At 48.1% G+C, this 18,635-nt stretch carries 17 protein-coding genes; 5 read left to right on the forward strand and 12 right to left on the reverse strand.

Annotation, left to right across the window (positions count from 1 at the left end; genetic code table 11):
- Nucleotides 1-40: 40 nt before the first annotated feature.
- The 7 genes from rseP to tsaB all read right to left on the reverse strand — a co-directional run bounded on the left by rseP (nucleotide 41) and on the right by tsaB (nucleotide 6,730).
- The gene (gene rseP, locus C4H11_RS00380; protein ID WP_106040005.1) at nucleotides 41-1,375 is read right to left on the reverse strand and encodes an RIP metalloprotease RseP; all 1,335 of its coding nucleotides are present in this window, start codon (nucleotides 1,373-1,375) and stop codon (nucleotides 41-43) included.
- 61 nt (nucleotides 1,376-1,436) lie between these two features.
- Complete coding sequence (locus tag C4H11_RS00385; RefSeq protein WP_106040006.1) at nucleotides 1,437-2,594, reverse strand: 1-deoxy-D-xylulose-5-phosphate reductoisomerase; 1,158 nt, start codon at nucleotides 2,592-2,594, stop codon at nucleotides 1,437-1,439.
- 2 nt (nucleotides 2,595-2,596) lie between these two features.
- Entirely contained in the window at nucleotides 2,597-3,469 is an 873-nt protein-coding gene (locus C4H11_RS00390) for a M23 family metallopeptidase (RefSeq protein ID WP_106040007.1), read from the reverse strand.
- A gap of 16 nt (nucleotides 3,470-3,485) precedes the next feature.
- Nucleotides 3,486-4,025, reverse strand: coding sequence for a ribosome maturation factor RimM (gene rimM / locus C4H11_RS00395; protein WP_106040008.1), 540 nt, complete (start codon nucleotides 4,023-4,025; stop codon nucleotides 3,486-3,488).
- Nucleotides 4,022-5,326 carry a UDP-N-acetylglucosamine 1-carboxyvinyltransferase gene (murA, locus tag C4H11_RS00400; RefSeq protein WP_106040009.1) on the reverse strand — a complete coding sequence of 435 codons (1,305 nt, stop codon included), beginning with the start codon at nucleotides 5,324-5,326 and terminating at the stop codon, nucleotides 4,022-4,024. The genes rimM and murA overlap by 4 nt, the downstream gene beginning before the upstream one ends.
- A 39-nt stretch (nucleotides 5,327-5,365) precedes the next feature.
- Complete coding sequence (locus C4H11_RS00405) at nucleotides 5,366-5,983, reverse strand: DUF4290 domain-containing protein (RefSeq protein WP_106040010.1); 618 nt, start codon at nucleotides 5,981-5,983, stop codon at nucleotides 5,366-5,368.
- A gap of 54 nt (nucleotides 5,984-6,037) precedes the next feature.
- On the reverse strand, nucleotides 6,038-6,730 hold the full coding sequence (gene tsaB / locus C4H11_RS00410) for a tRNA (adenosine(37)-N6)-threonylcarbamoyltransferase complex dimerization subunit type 1 TsaB (RefSeq protein WP_106042962.1): 693 nt from the start codon (nucleotides 6,728-6,730) through the stop codon (nucleotides 6,038-6,040).
- Nucleotides 6,731-6,821: 91 nt separating this feature from the next.
- Here tsaB and C4H11_RS00415 point away from each other — a divergent pair, with 91 nt between their 5' ends.
- Genes C4H11_RS00415 through C4H11_RS00430 form a run of 4 tightly spaced genes read left to right on the forward strand, consistent with a single transcriptional unit; the run spans nucleotide 6,822 to nucleotide 11,074 of the window.
- Nucleotides 6,822-7,700 carry a YicC/YloC family endoribonuclease gene (locus tag C4H11_RS00415; RefSeq protein ID WP_106040011.1) on the forward strand — a complete coding sequence of 293 codons (879 nt, stop codon included), beginning with the start codon at nucleotides 6,822-6,824 and terminating at the stop codon, nucleotides 7,698-7,700.
- Nucleotides 7,701-7,714: 14 nt separating this feature from the next.
- Entirely contained in the window at nucleotides 7,715-8,278 is a 564-nt protein-coding gene (gmk, locus tag C4H11_RS00420; protein WP_106040012.1) for a guanylate kinase, read from the forward strand.
- 5 nt (nucleotides 8,279-8,283) lie between these two features.
- Complete coding sequence (nadD, locus tag C4H11_RS00425; protein ID WP_106042964.1) at nucleotides 8,284-8,847, forward strand: nicotinate (nicotinamide) nucleotide adenylyltransferase; 564 nt, start codon at nucleotides 8,284-8,286, stop codon at nucleotides 8,845-8,847.
- A 19-nt stretch (nucleotides 8,848-8,866) separates the two neighbouring features.
- The gene (locus C4H11_RS00430; protein ID WP_106040013.1) at nucleotides 8,867-11,074 is read left to right on the forward strand and encodes a beta-N-acetylglucosaminidase; all 2,208 of its coding nucleotides are present in this window, start codon (nucleotides 8,867-8,869) and stop codon (nucleotides 11,072-11,074) included.
- Between the two features lie 7 nt (nucleotides 11,075-11,081).
- Here C4H11_RS00430 and C4H11_RS00435 read toward each other — a convergent pair whose 3' ends face one another.
- Entirely contained in the window at nucleotides 11,082-12,311 is a 1,230-nt protein-coding gene (locus C4H11_RS00435; RefSeq protein ID WP_106040014.1) for a CobW family GTP-binding protein, read from the reverse strand.
- An 8-nt stretch (nucleotides 12,312-12,319) separates the two neighbouring features.
- Between C4H11_RS00435 and C4H11_RS00440 the strand changes: the two genes are divergently transcribed.
- On the forward strand, nucleotides 12,320-12,613 hold the full coding sequence (locus C4H11_RS00440) for a hypothetical protein (RefSeq protein WP_106040015.1): 294 nt from the start codon (nucleotides 12,320-12,322) through the stop codon (nucleotides 12,611-12,613).
- Between the two features lie 118 nt (nucleotides 12,614-12,731).
- On the opposite strand, the gene C4H11_RS00445 is transcribed toward C4H11_RS00440, so the two are convergent.
- From C4H11_RS00445 to C4H11_RS00460, 4 genes are all read right to left on the reverse strand, one after another.
- Entirely contained in the window at nucleotides 12,732-14,105 is a 1,374-nt protein-coding gene (locus C4H11_RS00445; protein WP_234819847.1) for a lipoprotein 17-related variable surface protein, read from the reverse strand.
- 497 nt (nucleotides 14,106-14,602) lie between these two features.
- A complete protein-coding gene (locus C4H11_RS00450; RefSeq protein WP_106040016.1) occupies nucleotides 14,603-15,940 on the reverse strand; it encodes an NADP-specific glutamate dehydrogenase in 1,338 nt (445 codons plus the stop codon).
- 195 nt (nucleotides 15,941-16,135) lie between these two features.
- The gene (locus tag C4H11_RS00455) at nucleotides 16,136-16,309 is read right to left on the reverse strand and encodes a hypothetical protein (protein ID WP_106040017.1); all 174 of its coding nucleotides are present in this window, start codon (nucleotides 16,307-16,309) and stop codon (nucleotides 16,136-16,138) included.
- Nucleotides 16,306-18,594 (reverse strand): NADP-dependent malic enzyme, encoded by a 2,289-nt coding sequence (locus tag C4H11_RS00460; protein WP_106040018.1) that lies wholly within the window; start codon nucleotides 18,592-18,594, stop codon nucleotides 16,306-16,308. Before C4H11_RS00460 ends, C4H11_RS00455 begins: the two co-directional genes overlap by 4 nt.
- Nucleotides 18,595-18,635: the final 41 nt, after the last annotated feature.

Raw genomic sequence — 18,635 nt, forward strand, 5'->3', positions numbered from 1 at the left:
TGTGGTAAGGCAATCGGGTTGCCTGTGGAGAAAAGAGGAGTCAGAAGAAAAATCTCAGTATATCGTTGAAGTTGGCCCAAAGCAGCAGACCGAACAGCAAGAACATGCCTACCATTTGTGCGCGTTCCATAAATTTGTCGCTGGGCTTGCGGCGTGCCACAATCTCGTATATCAGGAACAACACATGGCCGCCGTCGAGTGCGGGAATGGGCAGGATGTTCATGAAGGCGAGGATGATGGAAAGGAAAGCCGTCATGTACCAGAACCGGTGCCAGTCCCACGTTGCCGGGAAGATGCTGCCGATGGTTCCGAAACCTCCAATCTGCTTGGCTCCCTCTTTCGAGAAAAGGTACTTCATCTGACCGACGTAGCCTTTCAGCGTTTTTACTCCCAAAGATATGCCGGCAGGGAAAGAAGAAAGGAAACTATACTCCTTGCGCACAACGGGCAACAGCTTGTGGGGGGCCGTACATGCGGTTACACCTATCTCATAATTGGCGTCGGTCGCTAAGGTCAGCGTATCCGTGATGCCGTTGCGCACGTATGTCAAAGTCACGTCGTGAGAGGCGTCGCCTGCCTGTTTGCGTCTCTGCATCTCCTTCTTGAAATCGAAATAGGCGATTGTCTTTCCGTCCAGCGCGGTGATGCTGTCGCCCGGTTGCAAGCCTGCCAAAGCGGCAGGACGCCCGGCGCTTATGCTGTCAATGACGAAAGGAAAACGGAAGCCGGCGAAACGTACACTGTCAGCCAGCAAGCGGTTCATCATGTCTTCGGGTATATAAACGGAGACCGTTTCGCCGTCACGCAATACGCTTACCTGACGGGCATCTGCGATGCCGGTCAGCAAATCGCCGTCGTAGCGTTCAAAAGGCACTCCGTCGGCCGAAAGCAAGATGTCGCCATCGCAGAATCCGATTGCTTTGGCCGTTTCGTTGAAGTCCATGCCCAACGGCGCTTTCTGAACCGGAATATATTCGTCTCCCCAAGCGAAAAGTATCATGGAGTAGATGAACAAGGCCAGCAGGAAGTTGAACAGCACGCCGCCCACCATGATGAGCAGACGTTGCCATGCCGGTTTGGCCCGGAACTCCCAGGGCTTGACGGGTTGTTTCATCTGCTCTGTATCCATCGATTCGTCTATCATGCCGGCTATCTTCACATAGCCGCCCAAAGGCAGCCATCCGATGCCGTATTCCGTATCGCTGTTTTTAGGTTTGAATTTGAACAGAGTGAACCAAGGGTCGAAGAATAAACAGAATTTCTCTACCCGTGTCTTGAACAAACGGGCAAAGAGGAAGTGCCCTCCCTCATGAACAATGACGAGTAGCGAAAGGCTCATGACGAGTTGCAGGGCACGAATCAAAAATGTTTCCATCTGATAATTTACTATTTTATGATTTACTATATTTAATAACAAGGAAAGACTTGTTTGGTTGTCACGCATGTTTTATCATCTCTCCGGCAATCCGCCTTGCTTCCGCATCGGTGGCTACATAATCCTCGTAGGAAGGTCTCTGTATGAAGGCTACGCGCGCCATGGTCTTCTCTATCACGTCGCTCATGCCGAGAAACGAAATCCTGTCTTGCAGAAAAGCGGCGACCACCGCCTCGTTGGCTGCGTTGATGATGCAGGGCATGTTTCCTGCACGGTGCAATGCCTCGTATGCCAAAGCCAGGTTGCGGAAACGTGTGGTATCCGGTTGCTCGAAGGTCAGTTCCGTGCATTGCTTGAAGTCGAGGCGTGGGAAAGATGCTTTCAGCCTGTCAGGGTAGGAGAAGGCATACTGGATGGGCAGCCGCATGTCGGGCATTCCAAGCTGTGCTTTTATGGCACCGTCTTCAAACTGCACCATGGAGTGTATGACCGATTGCGGATGTACTACCACTTCTATTTGGTCGGGCCGCACACCGAACAGCCATTTGGCCTCAATCACTTCGAATCCTTTATTCATCATGGAAGCGGAATCGATGGTGATTTTGGCTCCCATGTCCCAGTTTGGGTGTTTCAAAGCCTGTGCTTTGGTTACTGTTGCCAGCTGCTCCATGGAGCAATTGCGGAACGGGCCTCCCGAAGCTGTCAATATCACTTTTTCTATCGGGTTCCCTATTTCTCCGGCCAAGCATTGGAAAACGGCGGAGTGTTCGGAATCTACCGGCAGAATGGGAACATTGCTAAGGCTTGCCAGCTCGTTAATCAGCTCTCCGGCAACTACCAGGGTCTCCTTGTTTGCCAGCGCTATCGGTTTGTGGGCACGGATGGCGTTCATGGTCGGTCTCAGTCCGGCATATCCCACCATAGCCGTCAGCACCATGTCGATAGGCGTCTCGGCCACAATCTGGCAGAGGGCCTCTTCGCCGGCATATACCTTGACGGGCAGGTCGGCCAGCGCTTCCCTGAGCAATCGGTATTTCGACTCATCGGCTATCACCACAGCTTCAGGCTTGAATTTGCGGGCCTGGGCGATGAGTTCCTCTGCACGGTTGTTAGCTGTCAGCACGTAGGCTTCGTACAGGTCGGGATGTTCTTCGATGACCTGCAAGGCTTGTGTGCCGATGGAACCGGTAGAGCCAAGTATGGCAATTTGTTTCTTCATAATTAAAATACGATATAAAGTTCCGGGTTGACTGCCTTTCCTTTGTGCCACAGTTCGAAATGGAGGTGTGGCCCGGTAGAGAGTTGTCCGGTGTTTCCTACTAATGCAATGGCCTCGCCTCCTTTTACATTATCTCCTTGCTGTTTCAGCAGGGAACCACAATGCTTATATACCGAAACTAAATCCTGATTATGCTGTATCTCTATCAGATAGCCGGTTTCGGCTGTGTAGGTACTCAGTATGACGGTACCGTCCAGTGTGGCCAGTACGCTTTCACGGGGATTGGCGGCGATGTCCGTGCCGAAATGTCTCGTGTCGGCGTTGAAGGGAGAGGAAATCATGCCGCGGGTAGGACGATAGAATATGACTCCTTCCATTTCGGTATGAGCTGCAACGCTTGTCAGATTGTACTTTTCCGTTTCTTCGTATTGTTTGCGGAATTCGGTTTCCCGTTCCGTACGTTCCATGAGAGAATCTTTACGCGCGCTTGTCAATGAGTCAATGGAATGCACGGTATCCGCTTTTATTTTACCCGAAAGGATATCCTGAATATTCATTATATATAGATTCTGCTTCTCTGCCAGCTGTTGGAGCGAATCTACACGCAGTGCGTTCTCTACTACTTGGGCACGTATTTCACTATTCATATACCCCGGCAAGTAGTTGCGCAAGGGAGTGAAAGCGATGATGACCGCTGCTATCAGGAACAGAACAGTCAGAAGGGAAAGTAACACGGAGATTCCGTTCAGCTTGGATACACGCAGTCCGATCACCTCTTCGAGTGTATTCTCGTTGATAACGGTCAGCTTGTACTTGAACTTAATATTGTTCCAGAAAGCTTTATTACGCTTCTTATTCTTTTTCTTCTTTTCCAATATTTATACTTCGCTCTTAATTAAACTCTTCTGTATCGTCTAAAGCCAGCAGACCTTCGGGGAGACGCATCGTGATGACTTTATGTCCGGAGTCAATGTCCACGATAAAATCCTCTTGCGCGGGAATCAGTGTCTCTCCTCCTTGATAATCTACTGCAAACAGGGTATTGACGGTTGCGGTATCTACATATACTATCTTTCCCAACTTGCCGTGGTTTACTTCTTCGATGCGGAAACCGACGAAGAAATTCCAACCCAAGTCTTTAGGATTGACTTCTGTCGCATGGCGGATGGGGAAATATACTTCCGTATTGGTGAACATGCGGGCACGTTCCGCAGTGTCCACTCCCTCCAGCTTGACAAGCGCGGTGGTGTCCGAACGGAAGCGGTATTCTTCTAAGAAGAAAGGTACCAAGATGCCATCCAGCATACAGATAAGATATTCTGCTTCCACTTGGTCGAAAATGTCATCCGTAAAGGTGAACGACAACTCTCCGCGGACTCCGTGAGGCTTGTTGAATATCCCTATCTTATATACGTCTTCTTTCTTTATCATATTCTCGTAATTCTTGCTCCAAGCGCATTCAGTCGCCCTTCGATGTTCTGGTATCCGCGATCTATCTGCTCTATGTTATGTATTCGGCTGATGCCGTCTGCGCTCATGGCTGCTATCAGCAGAGCAATGCCGGCGCGAATATCGGGCGAAGTCATATTTCCACCACGCAGTCTGAATCCATGATTATGGCCGATGACAACAGCCCGGTGCGGATCGCATAAAATGATTTGCGCACCCATGTCTATCAGTTTGTCTACAAAGAACAGGCGGCTCTCGAACATCTTCTGATGGATGAGTACGCTTCCTTTTGCCTGAGTGGCGACTACTAGCAGCACGCTGAGCAAATCCGGTGTCAGTCCCGGCCAAGGTGCATCTGCAATAGTCATGATGGAACCGTCGATGAATGATTCTATTTGAAAGCTTTCTTGTGCAGGTACATAGAGGTCTTCTCCTCGTTGTTCCATTTTGATGCCAAGCCGGCGAAAACTGTCGGGAATTATTCCTAAGTTCTCATGAGAAACATTCTTTATGGTCAGCTCGCTTTGTGTCATGGCTGCCATGCCGATGAAGCTGCCTACTTCAATCATATCCGGCAGAATGGTATGTTCTGTGCCATGCAGCTCATCCACTCCTTCGATGGTGAGGAGGTTGGAAGCGATGCCTTCTATTTTGGCGCCCATCCGGTTCAGCATCTTGCATAGCTGTTGCACGTAAGGTTCGCAGGCTGCATTGTAGATGGTTGTTTTGCCTTTGGCCAGAACAGCAGCCATCACAATGTTGGCGGTTCCCGTTACGGACGCCTCGTCAAGCAGCATGTAAGTGCCTTGCAGCCGTTCCGCCGATATTTCGTAGACTTCACGCGCTTCGTTGTAAGAGAATGTGGCTCCTAAATTCTGAATACCGACGAAGTGGGTATCCAGACGACGGCGTCCTATTTTGTCTCCTCCCGGTTTGGACATCATTGCTTTGCCGAAGCGTGCCACCATTGGCCCTATCAACATGACAGAACCCCGAAGGCTTGAACATTTCTTTAGGAACTCATCACTTTCCAAATAACCGAAATCGACTCTTTCTGCCCGAAAACTATAAGTGTCAATGCTCTTTTTAGCAACACTTACTCCTATTTCCCTCATCAATTGTATGAGATTGTTGACATCCAATATGTCCGGAATGTTGCGTACCGTTACCTCTTCAGTGGTGAGCAGCGTGGCGCAGATTATCTGTAGAACCTCGTTCTTTGCACCTTGAGGGTAGATATCACCGGAAAGGCTATGTCCTCCTTCGATTACAAATGATGCCATGTGGTCTTTAAAATATGAGGTGTTAGAATAGGAGCGTTTTTAATATTTCTTCTTGTTCCAGTTGTTGTTCCGGTTACCTTGACTGTTTGCTTTCGGGCGATAGTTCTGGTCAATCCGTTCTGCCATAAGACGGACAATACTATCGGTCATCTGTAGCTTCCCGCCGGATAACTCGTAGAGGTCGTCTGCTATCTTGCGGTCGTCAACGTTGTCTTTGTTCCATGCCATGTAGTCTTTCTTCATGTGGTTGCAAAGTAACGCTATCAGATTCTGCTTTTCTTCCCCTTCGGGAATTTCGATGGCTTTCTTTATCAGTACTTCCAGTGTACGGCCATAATGGCGGTAACGAATCTTGGTGCTGGGGTAGGGGACGTTTTCCGGCTTGGTGTTCAGGTTATCCTTGCGTATAATCTCGTACGGATAGTCGATGTCTAACTGAAAGCCGGACATGATGGCGAGGTGATCCCACAGCTTGTGCTTGAAGTCGGGCACATCGCGCAGATGAGGAAACATGTTCCCCATGATATTGATAATTGTATTTGCGCAACGTTGGCGCTCTGCACGGTTCTCAATCGTAAGCGCATGGTCTACCATGTTCTGGATGCTCCGACCGTATTCGGGCAGAGGCATTCGTTTTTGTTGGGTGTTATATTGCATTTCTTTCAATTTATTATTGGCTGTTGATAATGGTAATACTTGGGTTTGCTGCCTTTACAGGACTTTCTTGGGCGTGCCGGCCACAAACTCTTTCAGGTAAAACGGCTCGAAATAGGCCACGTCTTTGAAGTCTTTTTCTGCCATCGCTTTCTCTGCCAGTGGCTGCATCATGCTTGCCAACGGACGGATGCCGTCAATGAAGTGTGCGTTGGGATGTTTAATCTTGTCTTTGCATTTGGCCGCACCGTCACCGAAGAAATAGACGGGATACTTGTCTAAAAACTCCATGTACGAGTCTTCGTTTACAATGTCGGCCGCAATATCCCGAACAGGATTCAGTGCCCGATTGTAGATAGCTGCATAAACTTCCATGCGGCGGGCATCAATCATCGAGCATAGCAATGCGTCATCGGGCAACTCTTCGTGGTAGAGCAATACCGGCACACATTGCACTTGCAAGGTCTGTAGCCCGATAAGAGGAAGGTTGCGTCCGTAGCAGATTCCTTTGGCCATGGATACGCCGATACGCAGTCCGGTATAGGAACCCGGGCCGCAGCTCACAGCAACAGCATCCAAGGGCATGGCATGGCTGTCGGCAAACGAGAGTGCCTCGTCTATAAATACTCCCAATGAGACAGCGTGCGAGGGGCCGTTCAAATCCTCCTTTTTGAAAACGTTCTGTCCGTCTTCACTCAGAGCTACGGAGCAGGCGGCAGTGGACGTCTCAATATGTAAAATACATGACATAGCTTTCATTCTTGTTTTTGTTGTGGCAAAAGTACGTGATTATTTTCAGTAATTAAAATAATCACGTACTTTTGCACAAAACTATAACATTATGATACAATCTATGACAGGCTACGGCAGGGCTGCTGTCGAACTGCCTGATAAGAAAGTGAGCGTTGAAATCAAGTCGCTTAATAGTAAGGCGATGGACTTGTCGACCCGCATCGCTCCTCTATATAGGGAGAAAGAGATGGAGATACGTAATGAAGTATCCAAGGTGCTGGAACGCGGAAAGGTCGATTTCTACCTTTGGCTCGAAAAGAAAGATACCGAACAGACGGCCACTCCCATCAGTCAGGAGTTGGTGACTGCCTATTACGAGCGTATCAGATATTTATCGGATACATTGGGCATTCCCGAGCCGGAAGATTGGTTCGCTACATTGCTTCGTATGCCTGACGTGATGACCAAAACCGAAACGCAAGAGTTGAGCGAGGAAGAGTGGGCGTTGGTTCATTCGGCGGTAGAAAAGGCTGTGAACTCTTTAGTGGACTTTCGCAAGCAGGAAGGTGTTGCGCTTGAGAAGAAATTCCGCGAGAAAATTGCCAATATCAGTCGTCTGCTCGAAGCTGTAGCTCCTTTTGAAAAAGAAAGGGTGGCGAAAGTACGGGAGCGGATTACCGACGCTTTGGAGAAAGACCTGAGCGTGGATTACGACAAGAACCGTCTGGAGCAAGAACTGATCTATTACATTGAGAAGTTGGATATCAACGAGGAAAAACAACGCCTTGGTAACCATCTGAAGTACTTTATCAATACGTTGGAGAGCGGGAGCGGACAGGGTAAGAAATTAGGCTTTATAGCTCAGGAGATGGGACGTGAAATCAATACTTTGGGTAGCAAATCCAATCATGCGGAGATGCAGAAGCTCGTGGTGCAGATGAAGGATGAACTGGAGCAAATCAAAGAACAAGTGCTGAACGTAATGTGATTTTTGTATCAAGAATGGGCAAACTTATTATCTTTTCAGCCCCTTCGGGCTCGGGTAAGTCGACGATTATCAACTATCTGTTGACGCAGAATCTGAATTTGGCTTTTTCCATTTCGGCAACCAGCCGCTCTCCTCGTGGAACGGAAAAGGATGGGGTGGAGTATTTCTTCTTGTCTCCCGAGGAGTTTCGTCGTCGCATAGCCAATGATGAATTTCTGGAATATGAAGAAGTGTATCAAGACCGTTTTTACGGAACGTTGAAGGCGCAAGTAGAGAAGCAATTGGATGCCGGTCAGAACGTCGTGTTCGATGTAGATGTGGTGGGCGGTTGCAACATAAAAAAATACTATGGCGAACGTGCCTTGTCGGTCTTCATTCAGCCTCCTTCGATAGAAGAGTTGCGCAAACGTTTGGTGGGCAGGGGGACTGATGCGCCCGAAGTCATTGAAAGCCGTGTGGCGAAAGCTCACTACGAGCTCAGCTTTGCCTCAAAGTTCGACACGGTGATTGTGAATGACAATCTGGAAGACGCCAAAGAAGAAGCATTAAAAGTAATTTCTCAATTCTTGGCGCAATGAACCCTCTGAAAGTAGGCATTTTCAGCGGTTCGTTCAATCCGGTGCATATCGGCCATCTGGCTCTTGCCAATTATCTTTGCGAGTACGAGGGATTGGATGAGGTGTGGTTTATGGTCACTCCTCGCAATCCTTTAAAGGAAGAAAAGAATCTGATGGATGATAAGTTTCGTCTGGAGTTGGTGAAACTTGCCATTGAAGGTTATTCAAAGTTCCGCGCGTCCGATTTCGAGTTTCATTTGCCTCGCCCTTCCTATACCATTCACACATTGGATGAACTGAAACGCACTTATCCTCAATGTGCTTTTTCCCTTATAATTGGAACTGATAATTGGAGCCTCTTTCCTCGTTGGTACCAATCGGAACGTTTACTTACGGAAAACCGGATTATCATTTATCCCCGTCCCGGTTATCCGATAGATGCGGAATCTTTGCCCGAAGGCGTGTGTCTGGCTTCTTCTCCTGTGTTCGATATCAGCTCTACCTTTATACGCAGAGCGCTGGCTGAAGGGAAAGATATACGTTATTTCCTTCATCCGGCAGTTTATAAGCGATTAACAAACCTCCTTTAATTCCATAAAAACATTTGTTATGAAGAAAGATTTTCTATTACTTGGAATCTTTGGCTTGCTGACGATAACCACGCTTCGTGCGCAAGATTTCCATTTGCAACCCACTCCGAAAGAGTATGTCACTCAAAATGGCTTTGTAGATATCCCCGCACAATACAAGTTGCTGGCGTCCGATTTGCCGCATGCTGAATCCGGCTTATCATTGCTTCGGCGGTTGATGCCGGGAGAGGCGTCGAAAGCTTCTTTTCGCATATATGTTGGCGTGAAAGGAGATAAGGCGGTCAAAGAGTTTGGAAGCCGGATTCCGCAAAAGCCGGAAGGTTATTTCCTGAAAATTGCTAAAGAGCGTATCGTCATTGCCGGTGCCGATGAACGTGGTGTGTACTATGGCGTACAGACACTTTCTCAACTGCTTGCTCAGGGCAGATTGCCTTTGGTTGAAATAACCGACTATCCCGATGTCCCCTACCGCGGTGTGGTAGAAGGTTTCTACGGCACACCGTGGAGTCATGAAGCCCGTATGCGTCAACTCGAGTTTTATGGCAGAAATAAAATGAACGTTTATCTGTATGGCCCCAAGGATGACCCTTACCATAGTACTCCTCATTGGCGCAAACCCTATCCTCCACGCGAAGCGGAACAGTTGAGAATGCTTGTGGACAAGGCGCATGAAAACAACGTTATCTTTTACTGGGCCATCCATCCGGGACAAGATATTCGTTGGAACGAAGAAGACCGCTCGCAACTGTTGCAGAAGTTCGAAAGCATGTATCAACTGGGCGTGCGCGGCTTTGCCGTGTTCTTCGACGACATATCGGGTGAAGGCACCAAGGCAGACAAGCAGGCCGAGTTGCTGAACTATATTGACAACCATTTTGTGAAAATCAAAAAAGACGTTGCCCCGTTGATTATGTGCCCTACGGAGTATAACAAATCGTGGGCGAAAGTGGAGGGAGGATACCTCACCACATTGGGCGATAAACTGAACGAGAGCATACAAATCATGTGGACAGGCGATAAAGTAGTTGCCACCATAGACAAACCGACGATGGACTTTATCAACCCGCTGCTGAAGCGCAAGGCTTATATCTGGTGGAATTTTCCTGTTTCGGACTATGTACGAGACCATCTGCTGTTAGGGCCGGTTTATGGAAACGGTACCGACATCAAAGATGAACTGGCTGCTTTCGTATCCAATCCGATGGAGCATGCGGAGGCTTCTAAAATCTCACTTTATAGTGTAGCAGATTATACTTGGAATATGAACCGTTACGACAGTGATGCTTCCTGGCGGAGAGCCGTTAAAGACCTTATGCCCTTGCACGCCGACTATCTGGAAACCTTTGCTTCCCATAATTCCGATTTAGGCCCGAATGGGCATAACTTCCGGCGCGATGAGTCCGTAGCCATCCAACCGGTTCTCACAACGCTGTTGGGCAGTTATCAGGAAAAAGGAAGTCCGGACGATTCGGCTTACCGCCTGGTGGCCGAAGAGTGCCGAAAAATAATTGTTGCCGCTGATATGTTGCTGGCTTCGGGCAATGCGAACCGTCCGCTGATAGACGAGATAAAGCCCTGGCTGACCCAGTTCAAATTAGTGGGCGAGTATGGGAAAGAAGTGCTTGACATGATGCGCTTGCAATCGCAAAAGGAAGCTTTTGTTCAAAGCCACGCCCATGCCCAAGCCCTGCAAAGACTGATGTGTGAGACAGATGCCCTTTATCAGGTGGGAGTGAAATGTTGTGGTAAGTATCTGTTGCCGGCTTTCAATACGTTGTTCGAAGTCTCTACAGTGCGATACAACAAATTGTTCAACGCCCAGTTGGATACGCAGGCGGTCTATTCGCCCTACACTTTGGAAAGCGATGTCATGCAACTGGCTTCGCTTCCGGTGAGGCAGAAGGGAAAAACGGTAAACATTGCTCCGTCCAACGAGGTGATAGACTGGCAGACCAACGGCTCGCTGCTTCTCTCGATGGATTATGCCCGCAGTCTGGCTTCATTGTTCATCGACTTGGGAAACAGGGAAGTCGCGGATTCACTGTTCCGGCTGGAGGTTACTGCCGATGGCGGGCATTGGCAACCCGTAGAACTGCAACCCTATGGAAGTAGGACACAGCTGAAGGCAGCCGTGGCAGGCTTGAAGGTGCTGAAGATGAGGCTGACCAATGTCTCCGGTGCCGACCGTAAGGTTTATTTCAAGACGTTCCGTTTGGTGGAGAAATAAACCTCCCTTAGTCCAAACATGCGTCAAGGTCGCGTGCCAATTGCTCTTTGTCCAAATGCCGGCCGATGAAGACAATCTTTTGCATGCGGTCTCCGTATTTCTCATCCCAGTCGCGCAACAGACCCGGCTCTTGGCGCATCAATTCAATCAAATCCTCTTCGGGGGCTGTGGCATACCACAGCCCGGCCTCCGTAAGTTGCTTCTGCGTGCCGGCTTGCTCAAAGAGGTAGGACATGTCGCGGTTGTGGCTGAAGTAGCATACGCCTTTGGCGCGGATGATGTTACGGCTCCATTTGGTTGCGATGAAGTGGTCGAACTTATGGATGTCGAATGCCTGACGGCGATAATAGACAAAGGTACTGATGCCGTATTCCTCGGCTTCGCCACCCTCCGCGTGATGGTGGCAATGTTCTTCGCAATCGTGATGATGGTGCTCATGCTCATGCCCATGTTCCTCCTCATGGTGGTGATGGCGATCAACTTCTTTCTCTTCCTCTTCGCTGACCGGACGTTCTATTTCGCGCACCCATCCTGCCGAGGTGGCCACACGTTCAAAATCGAACAATCGGGTGTGGATTATCTTATCCAAATTGATGTCCGTATAATCGCATTCCATGATTTCGGCACCGGGCTGCAAGGTGCGTATTATCTGCCTGATGCCTTTCAGCTCTTCGGGTTGCACTTCCGAGGCTTTGTTCAGCAAGACAATGTTGCAGAACTCTATCTGCTGTATGATGAGATTTTCTATATCTTCTTCATCTAAGCCTTTGCGGGCGAGGTCGTTGCCGCAGGAAAACTCGCTTTGCAGACGCAGGGCATCTACCACGGTGACGATGCAGTCCAAGCGGCAGATGCCGTATCGGGTGTATGCTCCGCCCATGCGGGGGATGGAGCAAATGGTTTGGGCAATGGGTTCAGGTTCGCAGATGCCGCTGGCTTCGATGACGATGTAGTCAAAGCGCTGCATCTGCATGATTTCTTGCAGCTGCTCTATCAGGTCGGCCTTCAGCGTGCAGCAGATGCAACCGTTTTGAAGCGCGACGAGGCTTTCGTCCTTTTTCCCTACGATGCCGCCTTTTTGTATGAGTTCCGCGTCGATGTTCACCTCACCAAGGTCGTTGACGATGACGGCGAATTTAATGCCGCGTTTGTTGGAAAGAATATGGTTTACCAAAGTGGTCTTTCCGCTGCCCAGATAGCCTGTCAGCAGCAGTACGGGGATTTCCTTTGTTTCCATTGCTGTTTATGATTAATTTCTGTAATGTCGCTTTTGTTGCCGCATATGCCATCGGTGGGACGATGGATGCGGGTTGCAAAAATACGGATAAAAAGAGCTTTTCGGCAATCATCCGCCGCATTTTTTTCTTAGAGGGGCAGAAGCCGCTGGTCCTTATCTGCTGTTCTTCTACCCCCCCCTTTCGTAATGAAGAGAAACGTGCTTTTAAAATATTATTGACAAAAAACGGACTTGTATGCACAGGGAAAAAACGCTTACTGAAAACTCCCCGAAGATTTACTAAAAATTCAACCGGGTTTTAGTAAAATGTACCGGTCTGGTTTTCAGTGCGTAGTAAGGCTTGCTCTGCACCGGACGTTTTTGGGTGCGGAAAGTATAAAAGTTTATAACACCCGTACAGGGCGCGCATATTCTTTCATCTTAGGAAGGAATATGTATCGACATCTTGAATTCGATGGCATCGTCCGTCAGTACCAATTCATTGGCTCCCGTCATTCGGAAGGTGATATGCAGGAACTTTCGTCCCTCCTCTTCGTTCAGTTTGGCGGAGGTGAGTTCGAATCGCACATTGTCCAGATAAATATCCTTCATGGATGTGTGGAGGCCGCTCAGTACATTTTTGCCCCAACGGTTCTTTTCCCATGCCAAAGTTTTCTGCTCCTTTTTGTCGACGAACTCTACATGGCGTATCCATTTTTCTATGGACATGGAAAGTCTGTTCGTCACATCGCCGTCACCGCTGTTTTTAACTTTCTCTTTCATAAACTCATGCAGTACGGCTGTAAGGTGGGTTTTCAACTCATTTTTCAGCTCTTTCAGAGGTTTGAATCCTGCGAATGTCTTGTCAAATTCGGCAAGCGGGATATCGCCGTTACTCTTTGCACGGAGGCTTAGATGCAGTGTAAGCGTGTTGTCGCTATCGCTTTTCTCTTTTCGGTTTTCGTTTATCACTACGGCGTACGTCTCGTCGTCGTATGAGAACAATAGGCCGTTGAACAGGGCTGGATTCTCGTATATGCCTCTCATGTAGCTTTGTTTTATGAAGTCCGTGCTTATCGTGATTTTGCCTTCGTAGTACTTATTCTTGTCGAATGGGAGGAAGAATCTGCTTTTTGACTTGATGTTGTTGTATTTCAGCGAGAATGAAATCTGTCCCTGTCCTTCATATTTCACCTCATCAATCGTGGTTTTCTTTATATCTTCCGAAGTGAAAGGATACATATAGCCGGTTTCTGTGGCGGAGGAGTGAAAATCCATCATTCGCTCGAGGTTATCGGTACTGAACATGTCTGTTTTGTGTAGTCTGTAGAAGCCATCGAAATCGAATGTTTCGTAAGGGTTTATACCCTCTTTCCATTTCACCTGCGCACGGTTGGTCATTTGATAATCTCCGGGTTTCTTCACGAAACCACTATACGTAAATTCCTTATCAAAAGAGGTCTCGTTTACTTTGCCTGCCACATGCAACACTAATGAACCTCCCTGTTCGTCTTTGCTTTTTATCTCGGCATCGGCAAGGCTGATGGTCTTTCCGTTTATTTGCTGCGTCTCCTTTCGGGTGTGGGTAAGCGCTGCGGCAACGTTTACGTCTTTTGACTTGTCGAAGCCGAAATATGCGGCTATGTCTTCTTGCGTTACGGTTGCCGGCGACTGTGGCTGTTCGGTGGGCGAATCAGATTCTTTGGGTTGCTCCGGTGCGGGAGCGGGTGTCGGTTGAGGAAATTCGGTAATGTCATCTTTTCCACAAGCCATCAAAATAATGCATATAAATGCTGATAATAATGCCTTTTTCATCTTAATACCTTTTTTGTTGGTCGTTAAATGAGTCCGGAATAGCTCATTTGTTTTCTTTTTCTTTTTCTTTTTGCACTGTTTTGTTTGTATGGTCAGTCGTTCTATTGCCATATACCTGGGGACGATTGTGTCGTCTTTACTTTCACTTCAAAGTGTAAGACCGGTTGCAAAGTTACGCAAAATATAGTTTTGGGAAAAAGAGGAATGATAGTGTAGCCTGCTCTGAATAGAGCTTTGGAAAGTGGTTGCCGGTTTCTATGGACCTGCTATCATGCTCTGTATGAGAAGAGTGCTTAAGGTCTTCTGATTTTATTGGTTTCTGCAATCATTTCGAATATTTATAATAAAAATATTTTCTTTTGCATAGAAAGGTATTTCCGGAAAGACATATTCTTGTGCTTGTGGCCGTTTGAAAGTGACGGACTGAAAAGTGAAAGGCGAAAACGGATTGTTGTCCCTTTCGCCTTTTGTTGTGATAAATGGGTTTTCGTGTTGTTTTATAAAATGCCTTGTGCCATCATTGCTTTGGCCACCTTCATAAATCCGGCGACGTTGGCGCCTTTCACGTAGTTTACATAGCCGTCGGCCTCCGTTCCGTATTGTATGCAAGCGGCGTGTATGTTCTTCATGATGCTCTTCAGCTTTTCATCTACCTCTTCGGCACTCCAGCTCAACTTGATGGAGTTTTGCGTCATCTCCAGACCGGATACCGATACACCTCCGGCATTGGCAGCCTTGCCCGGAGCATACAAAATCTTGGCTTCTTGGAATATGCGGATAGCTTCAGGGGTAGAAGGCATGTTGGCTCCTTCGGAAACGGCCATCACACCGTTGGCCATCAGTTTCTTGGCATCATCTCCATTGATTTCGTTCTGAGTGGCAGAGGGTAGGGCAATGTCGGCTTTCTCACCCCAAGGACGGGCGCCCTCCACATATTTTACGCCGGGATATTGTCCGGCATATTCGCGAATGCGTCCGCGATAGAGGTTCTTCAGTTCCATGATGTAATCCAACTTCTCGCGATTGATGCCTGCCGGATCGTATATATAACCGTTGGAGTCGGACATGGTCAGTACTTTACCTCCCAGTTGCAACACCTTCTCGGCAGTGTACTGTGCTACGTTGCCCGAACCTGAAATCAGACAAGTCTTGCCTTTTAAATCGGTGCCCTTGGTTTTCAGCATTTCCGTCAGGAAGTAGATATTGCCGTAGCCGGTAGCTTCCGGACGTATCAGCGAACCTCCGAACTCACGGCCTTTACCTGTGAAAGTTCCCGTGAACTCATGGGTCAGTTTCTTGTACATGCCGAACATGAAACCTACTTCACGTCCGCCTACGCCGATGTCACCGGCAGGTACATCTGTTTCGGGACCGATATGACGCCACAGCTCCAGCATGAAAGCCTGAACGAAACGCATCACTTCGGTATTTGATTTGCCGCGCGGAGAAAAGTCCGAACCGCCTTTACCTCCTCCCATAGGCAGGGTGGTCAATGAGTTTTTGAAAGTCTGTTCGAAAGCAAGGAATTTAAGGATTGACAGGTTTACGGAAGCATGAAAGCGTACACCGCCTTTGTAGGGGCCGATGGCGTTGTTGTGCTGTACGCGATAGCCCATGTTGGTTTGCACGTTGCCTTTGTCATCTACCCATGTGACGCGGAATTGATAAATTCGATCGGGAATACAGAGACGCTCAATCAGATTGGCTTTGTCAAACTCCGGATGTTTGTTATATTCTTCTTCAATGGTAGAGAGCACTTCTTCTACTGCCTGATGATACTCCGGCTCGTTGGGGAACCGTCTTTTCAAATCTTCCAATACCTTGGCTGCATTCATAATCTTTCTTTTATAGGTTTGCTGTTATTATGTTACTTGAAATATGAATCGGGTTTCTATTTGTTGTTTTATTTCTTGTTGCGGTTGCAAAAGTAAATATAAAAATGATATTGGCAAACATTTTATAAATAAAATGCGGGATAAAACAGCCTTTTTGTTGTTTTATCCCGCAAAAAGGAATAAAAAAGGTATTATTTATCTTTTTTTGAGTGATTTTATCACCGGAATGAAGACTAATGCGGCTGAAATGGCAAGCATCAGAATGATGGGGCCGTCAATCCGTTCGGCGGATATCAGAACGATATAGCAAAGTGCCGCCCAAAGCAATACGATGCAAACTATTTGAAATTTGGATAACGGCTTTCTCATTTGCCTGCTTTCTTTTTATATACAATGGCGTCAATTACCGCTACTGCGGTGATATTGACGATATCGCGTACTGAACTCTCGAAATCGGTGAAATGAATAGGTTTGTTCAATCCCATCTGGATAGGACCAATCAGTTCTGTCTCGCTATTCATTGTTTGTAATAGTTTGTAAGCAGAGTTGGCCGAACTGAGGTTTGGGAATACGAGTGTATTCACTTCTTTCCCTTTCAGGCGGGTGAAAGGATATTTGGCGTCACGCACCGTGCGGTTCATGGCAAAATTTACCTGCATCTCACCGTCAATGGCAAGATCGGGATAGTTTTGCTGCATATACTCCACGGCTTCGTGTACCTGTACCGGACTGCCTTCGGTATCTGCTCCGAAATTGCTGTAGCTCAACATGGCTATTACCGGTGTGTGATTAAAGAAACGCACGGTGTTTTCGGCCAATTTGGCCACGTCTATCAGTGTTTCCCTGTCGGGATGGCGGTTTATCAGCGTGTCTGCCAGAAAGTACGTCCCTTTTTTGGAATTCAATATGTGCATTGTTCCGAAATGCTTGAATTCCGGACGAATGCCGATAACCTCCTTTGCTACTTTGATTGTATTGCTGTATTTGGTGTAAAGGCCGGTGATGAAAGCGTCCGCCTCTCCGGTTTCTACCATCATCATGCCGAAATAGTTGCGTTCGAACATCTTGTCGTTGGCCTCTTCGTAGGTAGCGCCTTCGCGGGCACGTTTTTCCGAAAGAATACGGGCATACCGTTCGCGGCGTGGCGCTTCATCGGGATGGCGCAAATTTACGATTTCAATTCCTTCAAGGCTGAGGTCGATCTCTTGTGCCAATTTTTCGATGGCTTCATCATTTCCTAATATAATGGGATGGCAGATTCCTTCTGCCTTTGCTTCGACAGCGGCTTTCAGCATGTTGGGATGGATGCCTTCTGCAAACACTACGCGCTGCGGGTTGCGGCGGGCAGTATCGTAGAGTTGGCGCGTCAGTTTGCTTTCATATCCCATCAACTCGCGCAATTGCACTCTATAGGCGTCCCAGTTTTCTATCTTCTTGCGGGCCACTCCGCTTTCCATGGCAGCTTGGGCCACGGCACATGAAACCTCGGTGATGAGGCGAGGGTCTACGGGTTTCGGTATGAAGTATTCGGGGCCGAAAGTAAAGTTGTTTACGTGATATGTCTCGTTAACGACATCCGGTACAGGCTGTTTGGCCAGATTGGCAATGGCGTGTACAGCGGCAATTTTCATCTCTTCGTTGATGGCTTTTGCTTGCGTGTCGAGGGCGCCACGGAAGATATATGGGAATCCGATTACGTTATTTATCTGGTTGGGATAGTCGGAACGGCCGGTAGACATCAGCACGTCCGGTCGTGCCGCCGTGGCATCTTCATAGGATATTTCCGGAGTAGGATTGGCAAGGGCGAATACAATCGGATGTTCGGCCATGCTACGCACCATGTCTTGTGTCAGCACATTGCCTTTTGAGAGTCCGAGGAAAACATCGGCCCCTCTGATTGCTTCGGCCAATGTGTGTACGTTGCGGCGGTCGGTGGCGAAATAGCGCTTTTGTTCGGTCAGATTCTCGCGGTCGTCGGTGATGACTCCTTTGCTGTCCAGCATCAGGATATTTTCGCGGCGTGCACCGAGCGCTTCATACAATTTTGTACATGAGGTGGCCGAAGCACCTGCTCCGTTCACCACGATTTTTACGTCCTCAATCTTCTTGCCCGCCACTTCGAGCGCATTCAGCAGTCCGGCACCGGAGATGATGGCTGTGCCATGCTGGTCATCATGCATTACGGGGATGTCCAGCTCTTCTTTCAATCGGCGCTCGATTTCGAAGCATTCGGGTGCTTTGATGTCTTCCAGATTGATGCCTCCGAATGTGGGGGCGATGGCTTTGACGGCTTCGATAAATTTGTCAGGGTCTTTTTCGTTCACTTCGATATCGAAGACGTCGATGCCCGCATAGATTTTGAACAACAAACCTTTCCCTTCCATCACAGGCTTGCCGCTGAGAGCACCGATGTCGCCTAATCCGAGCACTGCGGTGCCATTGGAGATAACGGCTACCAGATTTCCTTTTGCCGTATATTTATAAGCATCTTGCGGATTTTTCTCGATTTCAAGACAAGGTTCCGCTACGCCCGGAGAATAAGCGAGCGAGAGGTCGGTTTGGGTACTATAGGGTTTGGTGGGCACTACTTCAATCTTACCCGGTTTGCCTTGTGAATGATAAAGCAAGGCTGCTTCTTTGGTTATCTTAGCCATGGTAAAACATTAAATTGGTTATAAATTGACCACAAATGTAG

The sequence above is a fragment of the Bacteroides zoogleoformans genome (assembly GCF_002998435.1).
GTDB lineage: Bacteria > Bacteroidota > Bacteroidia > Bacteroidales > Bacteroidaceae > Bacteroides > Bacteroides zoogleoformans.

What these genes read in the sequence shown, in the direction of transcription:
- gmk (WP_106040012.1), top strand. Translation starts at nt 7,715, where the DNA reads ATGGGCAAACTTATTATCTTTTCAGCCCCTTCGGGCTCGGGTAAGTCG.
- rimM (WP_106040008.1), bottom strand. Translation starts at nt 4,025, where the DNA reads ATGATAAAGAAAGAAGACGTATATAAGATAGGGATATTCAACAAGCCT.
- rseP (WP_106040005.1), bottom strand. Translation starts at nt 1,375, where the DNA reads ATGGAAACATTTTTGATTCGTGCCCTGCAACTCGTCATGAGCCTTTCG.
- C4H11_RS00385 (WP_106040006.1), bottom strand. Translation starts at nt 2,594, where the DNA reads ATGAAGAAACAAATTGCCATACTTGGCTCTACCGGTTCCATCGGCACA.
- C4H11_RS00445 (WP_234819847.1), bottom strand. Translation starts at nt 14,105, where the DNA reads ATGAAAAAGGCATTATTATCAGCATTTATATGCATTATTTTGATGGCT.
- murA (WP_106040009.1), bottom strand. Translation starts at nt 5,326, where the DNA reads ATGGCATCATTTGTAATCGAAGGAGGACATAGCCTTTCCGGTGATATC.
- C4H11_RS00430 (WP_106040013.1), top strand. Translation starts at nt 8,867, where the DNA reads ATGAAGAAAGATTTTCTATTACTTGGAATCTTTGGCTTGCTGACGATA.
- C4H11_RS00435 (WP_106040014.1), bottom strand. Translation starts at nt 12,311, where the DNA reads ATGGAAACAAAGGAAATCCCCGTACTGCTGCTGACAGGCTATCTGGGC.
- C4H11_RS00415 (WP_106040011.1), top strand. Translation starts at nt 6,822, where the DNA reads ATGATACAATCTATGACAGGCTACGGCAGGGCTGCTGTCGAACTGCCT.
- tsaB (WP_106042962.1), bottom strand. Translation starts at nt 6,730, where the DNA reads ATGTCATGTATTTTACATATTGAGACGTCCACTGCCGCCTGCTCCGTA.
- C4H11_RS00405 (WP_106040010.1), bottom strand. Translation starts at nt 5,983, where the DNA reads ATGCAATATAACACCCAACAAAAACGAATGCCTCTGCCCGAATACGGT.
- C4H11_RS00450 (WP_106040016.1), bottom strand. Translation starts at nt 15,940, where the DNA reads ATGAATGCAGCCAAGGTATTGGAAGATTTGAAAAGACGGTTCCCCAAC.
- C4H11_RS00455 (WP_106040017.1), bottom strand. Translation starts at nt 16,309, where the DNA reads ATGAGAAAGCCGTTATCCAAATTTCAAATAGTTTGCATCGTATTGCTT.
- C4H11_RS00440 (WP_106040015.1), top strand. Translation starts at nt 12,320, where the DNA reads ATGATTAATTTCTGTAATGTCGCTTTTGTTGCCGCATATGCCATCGGT.
- C4H11_RS00460 (WP_106040018.1), bottom strand. Translation starts at nt 18,594, where the DNA reads ATGGCTAAGATAACCAAAGAAGCAGCCTTGCTTTATCATTCACAAGGC.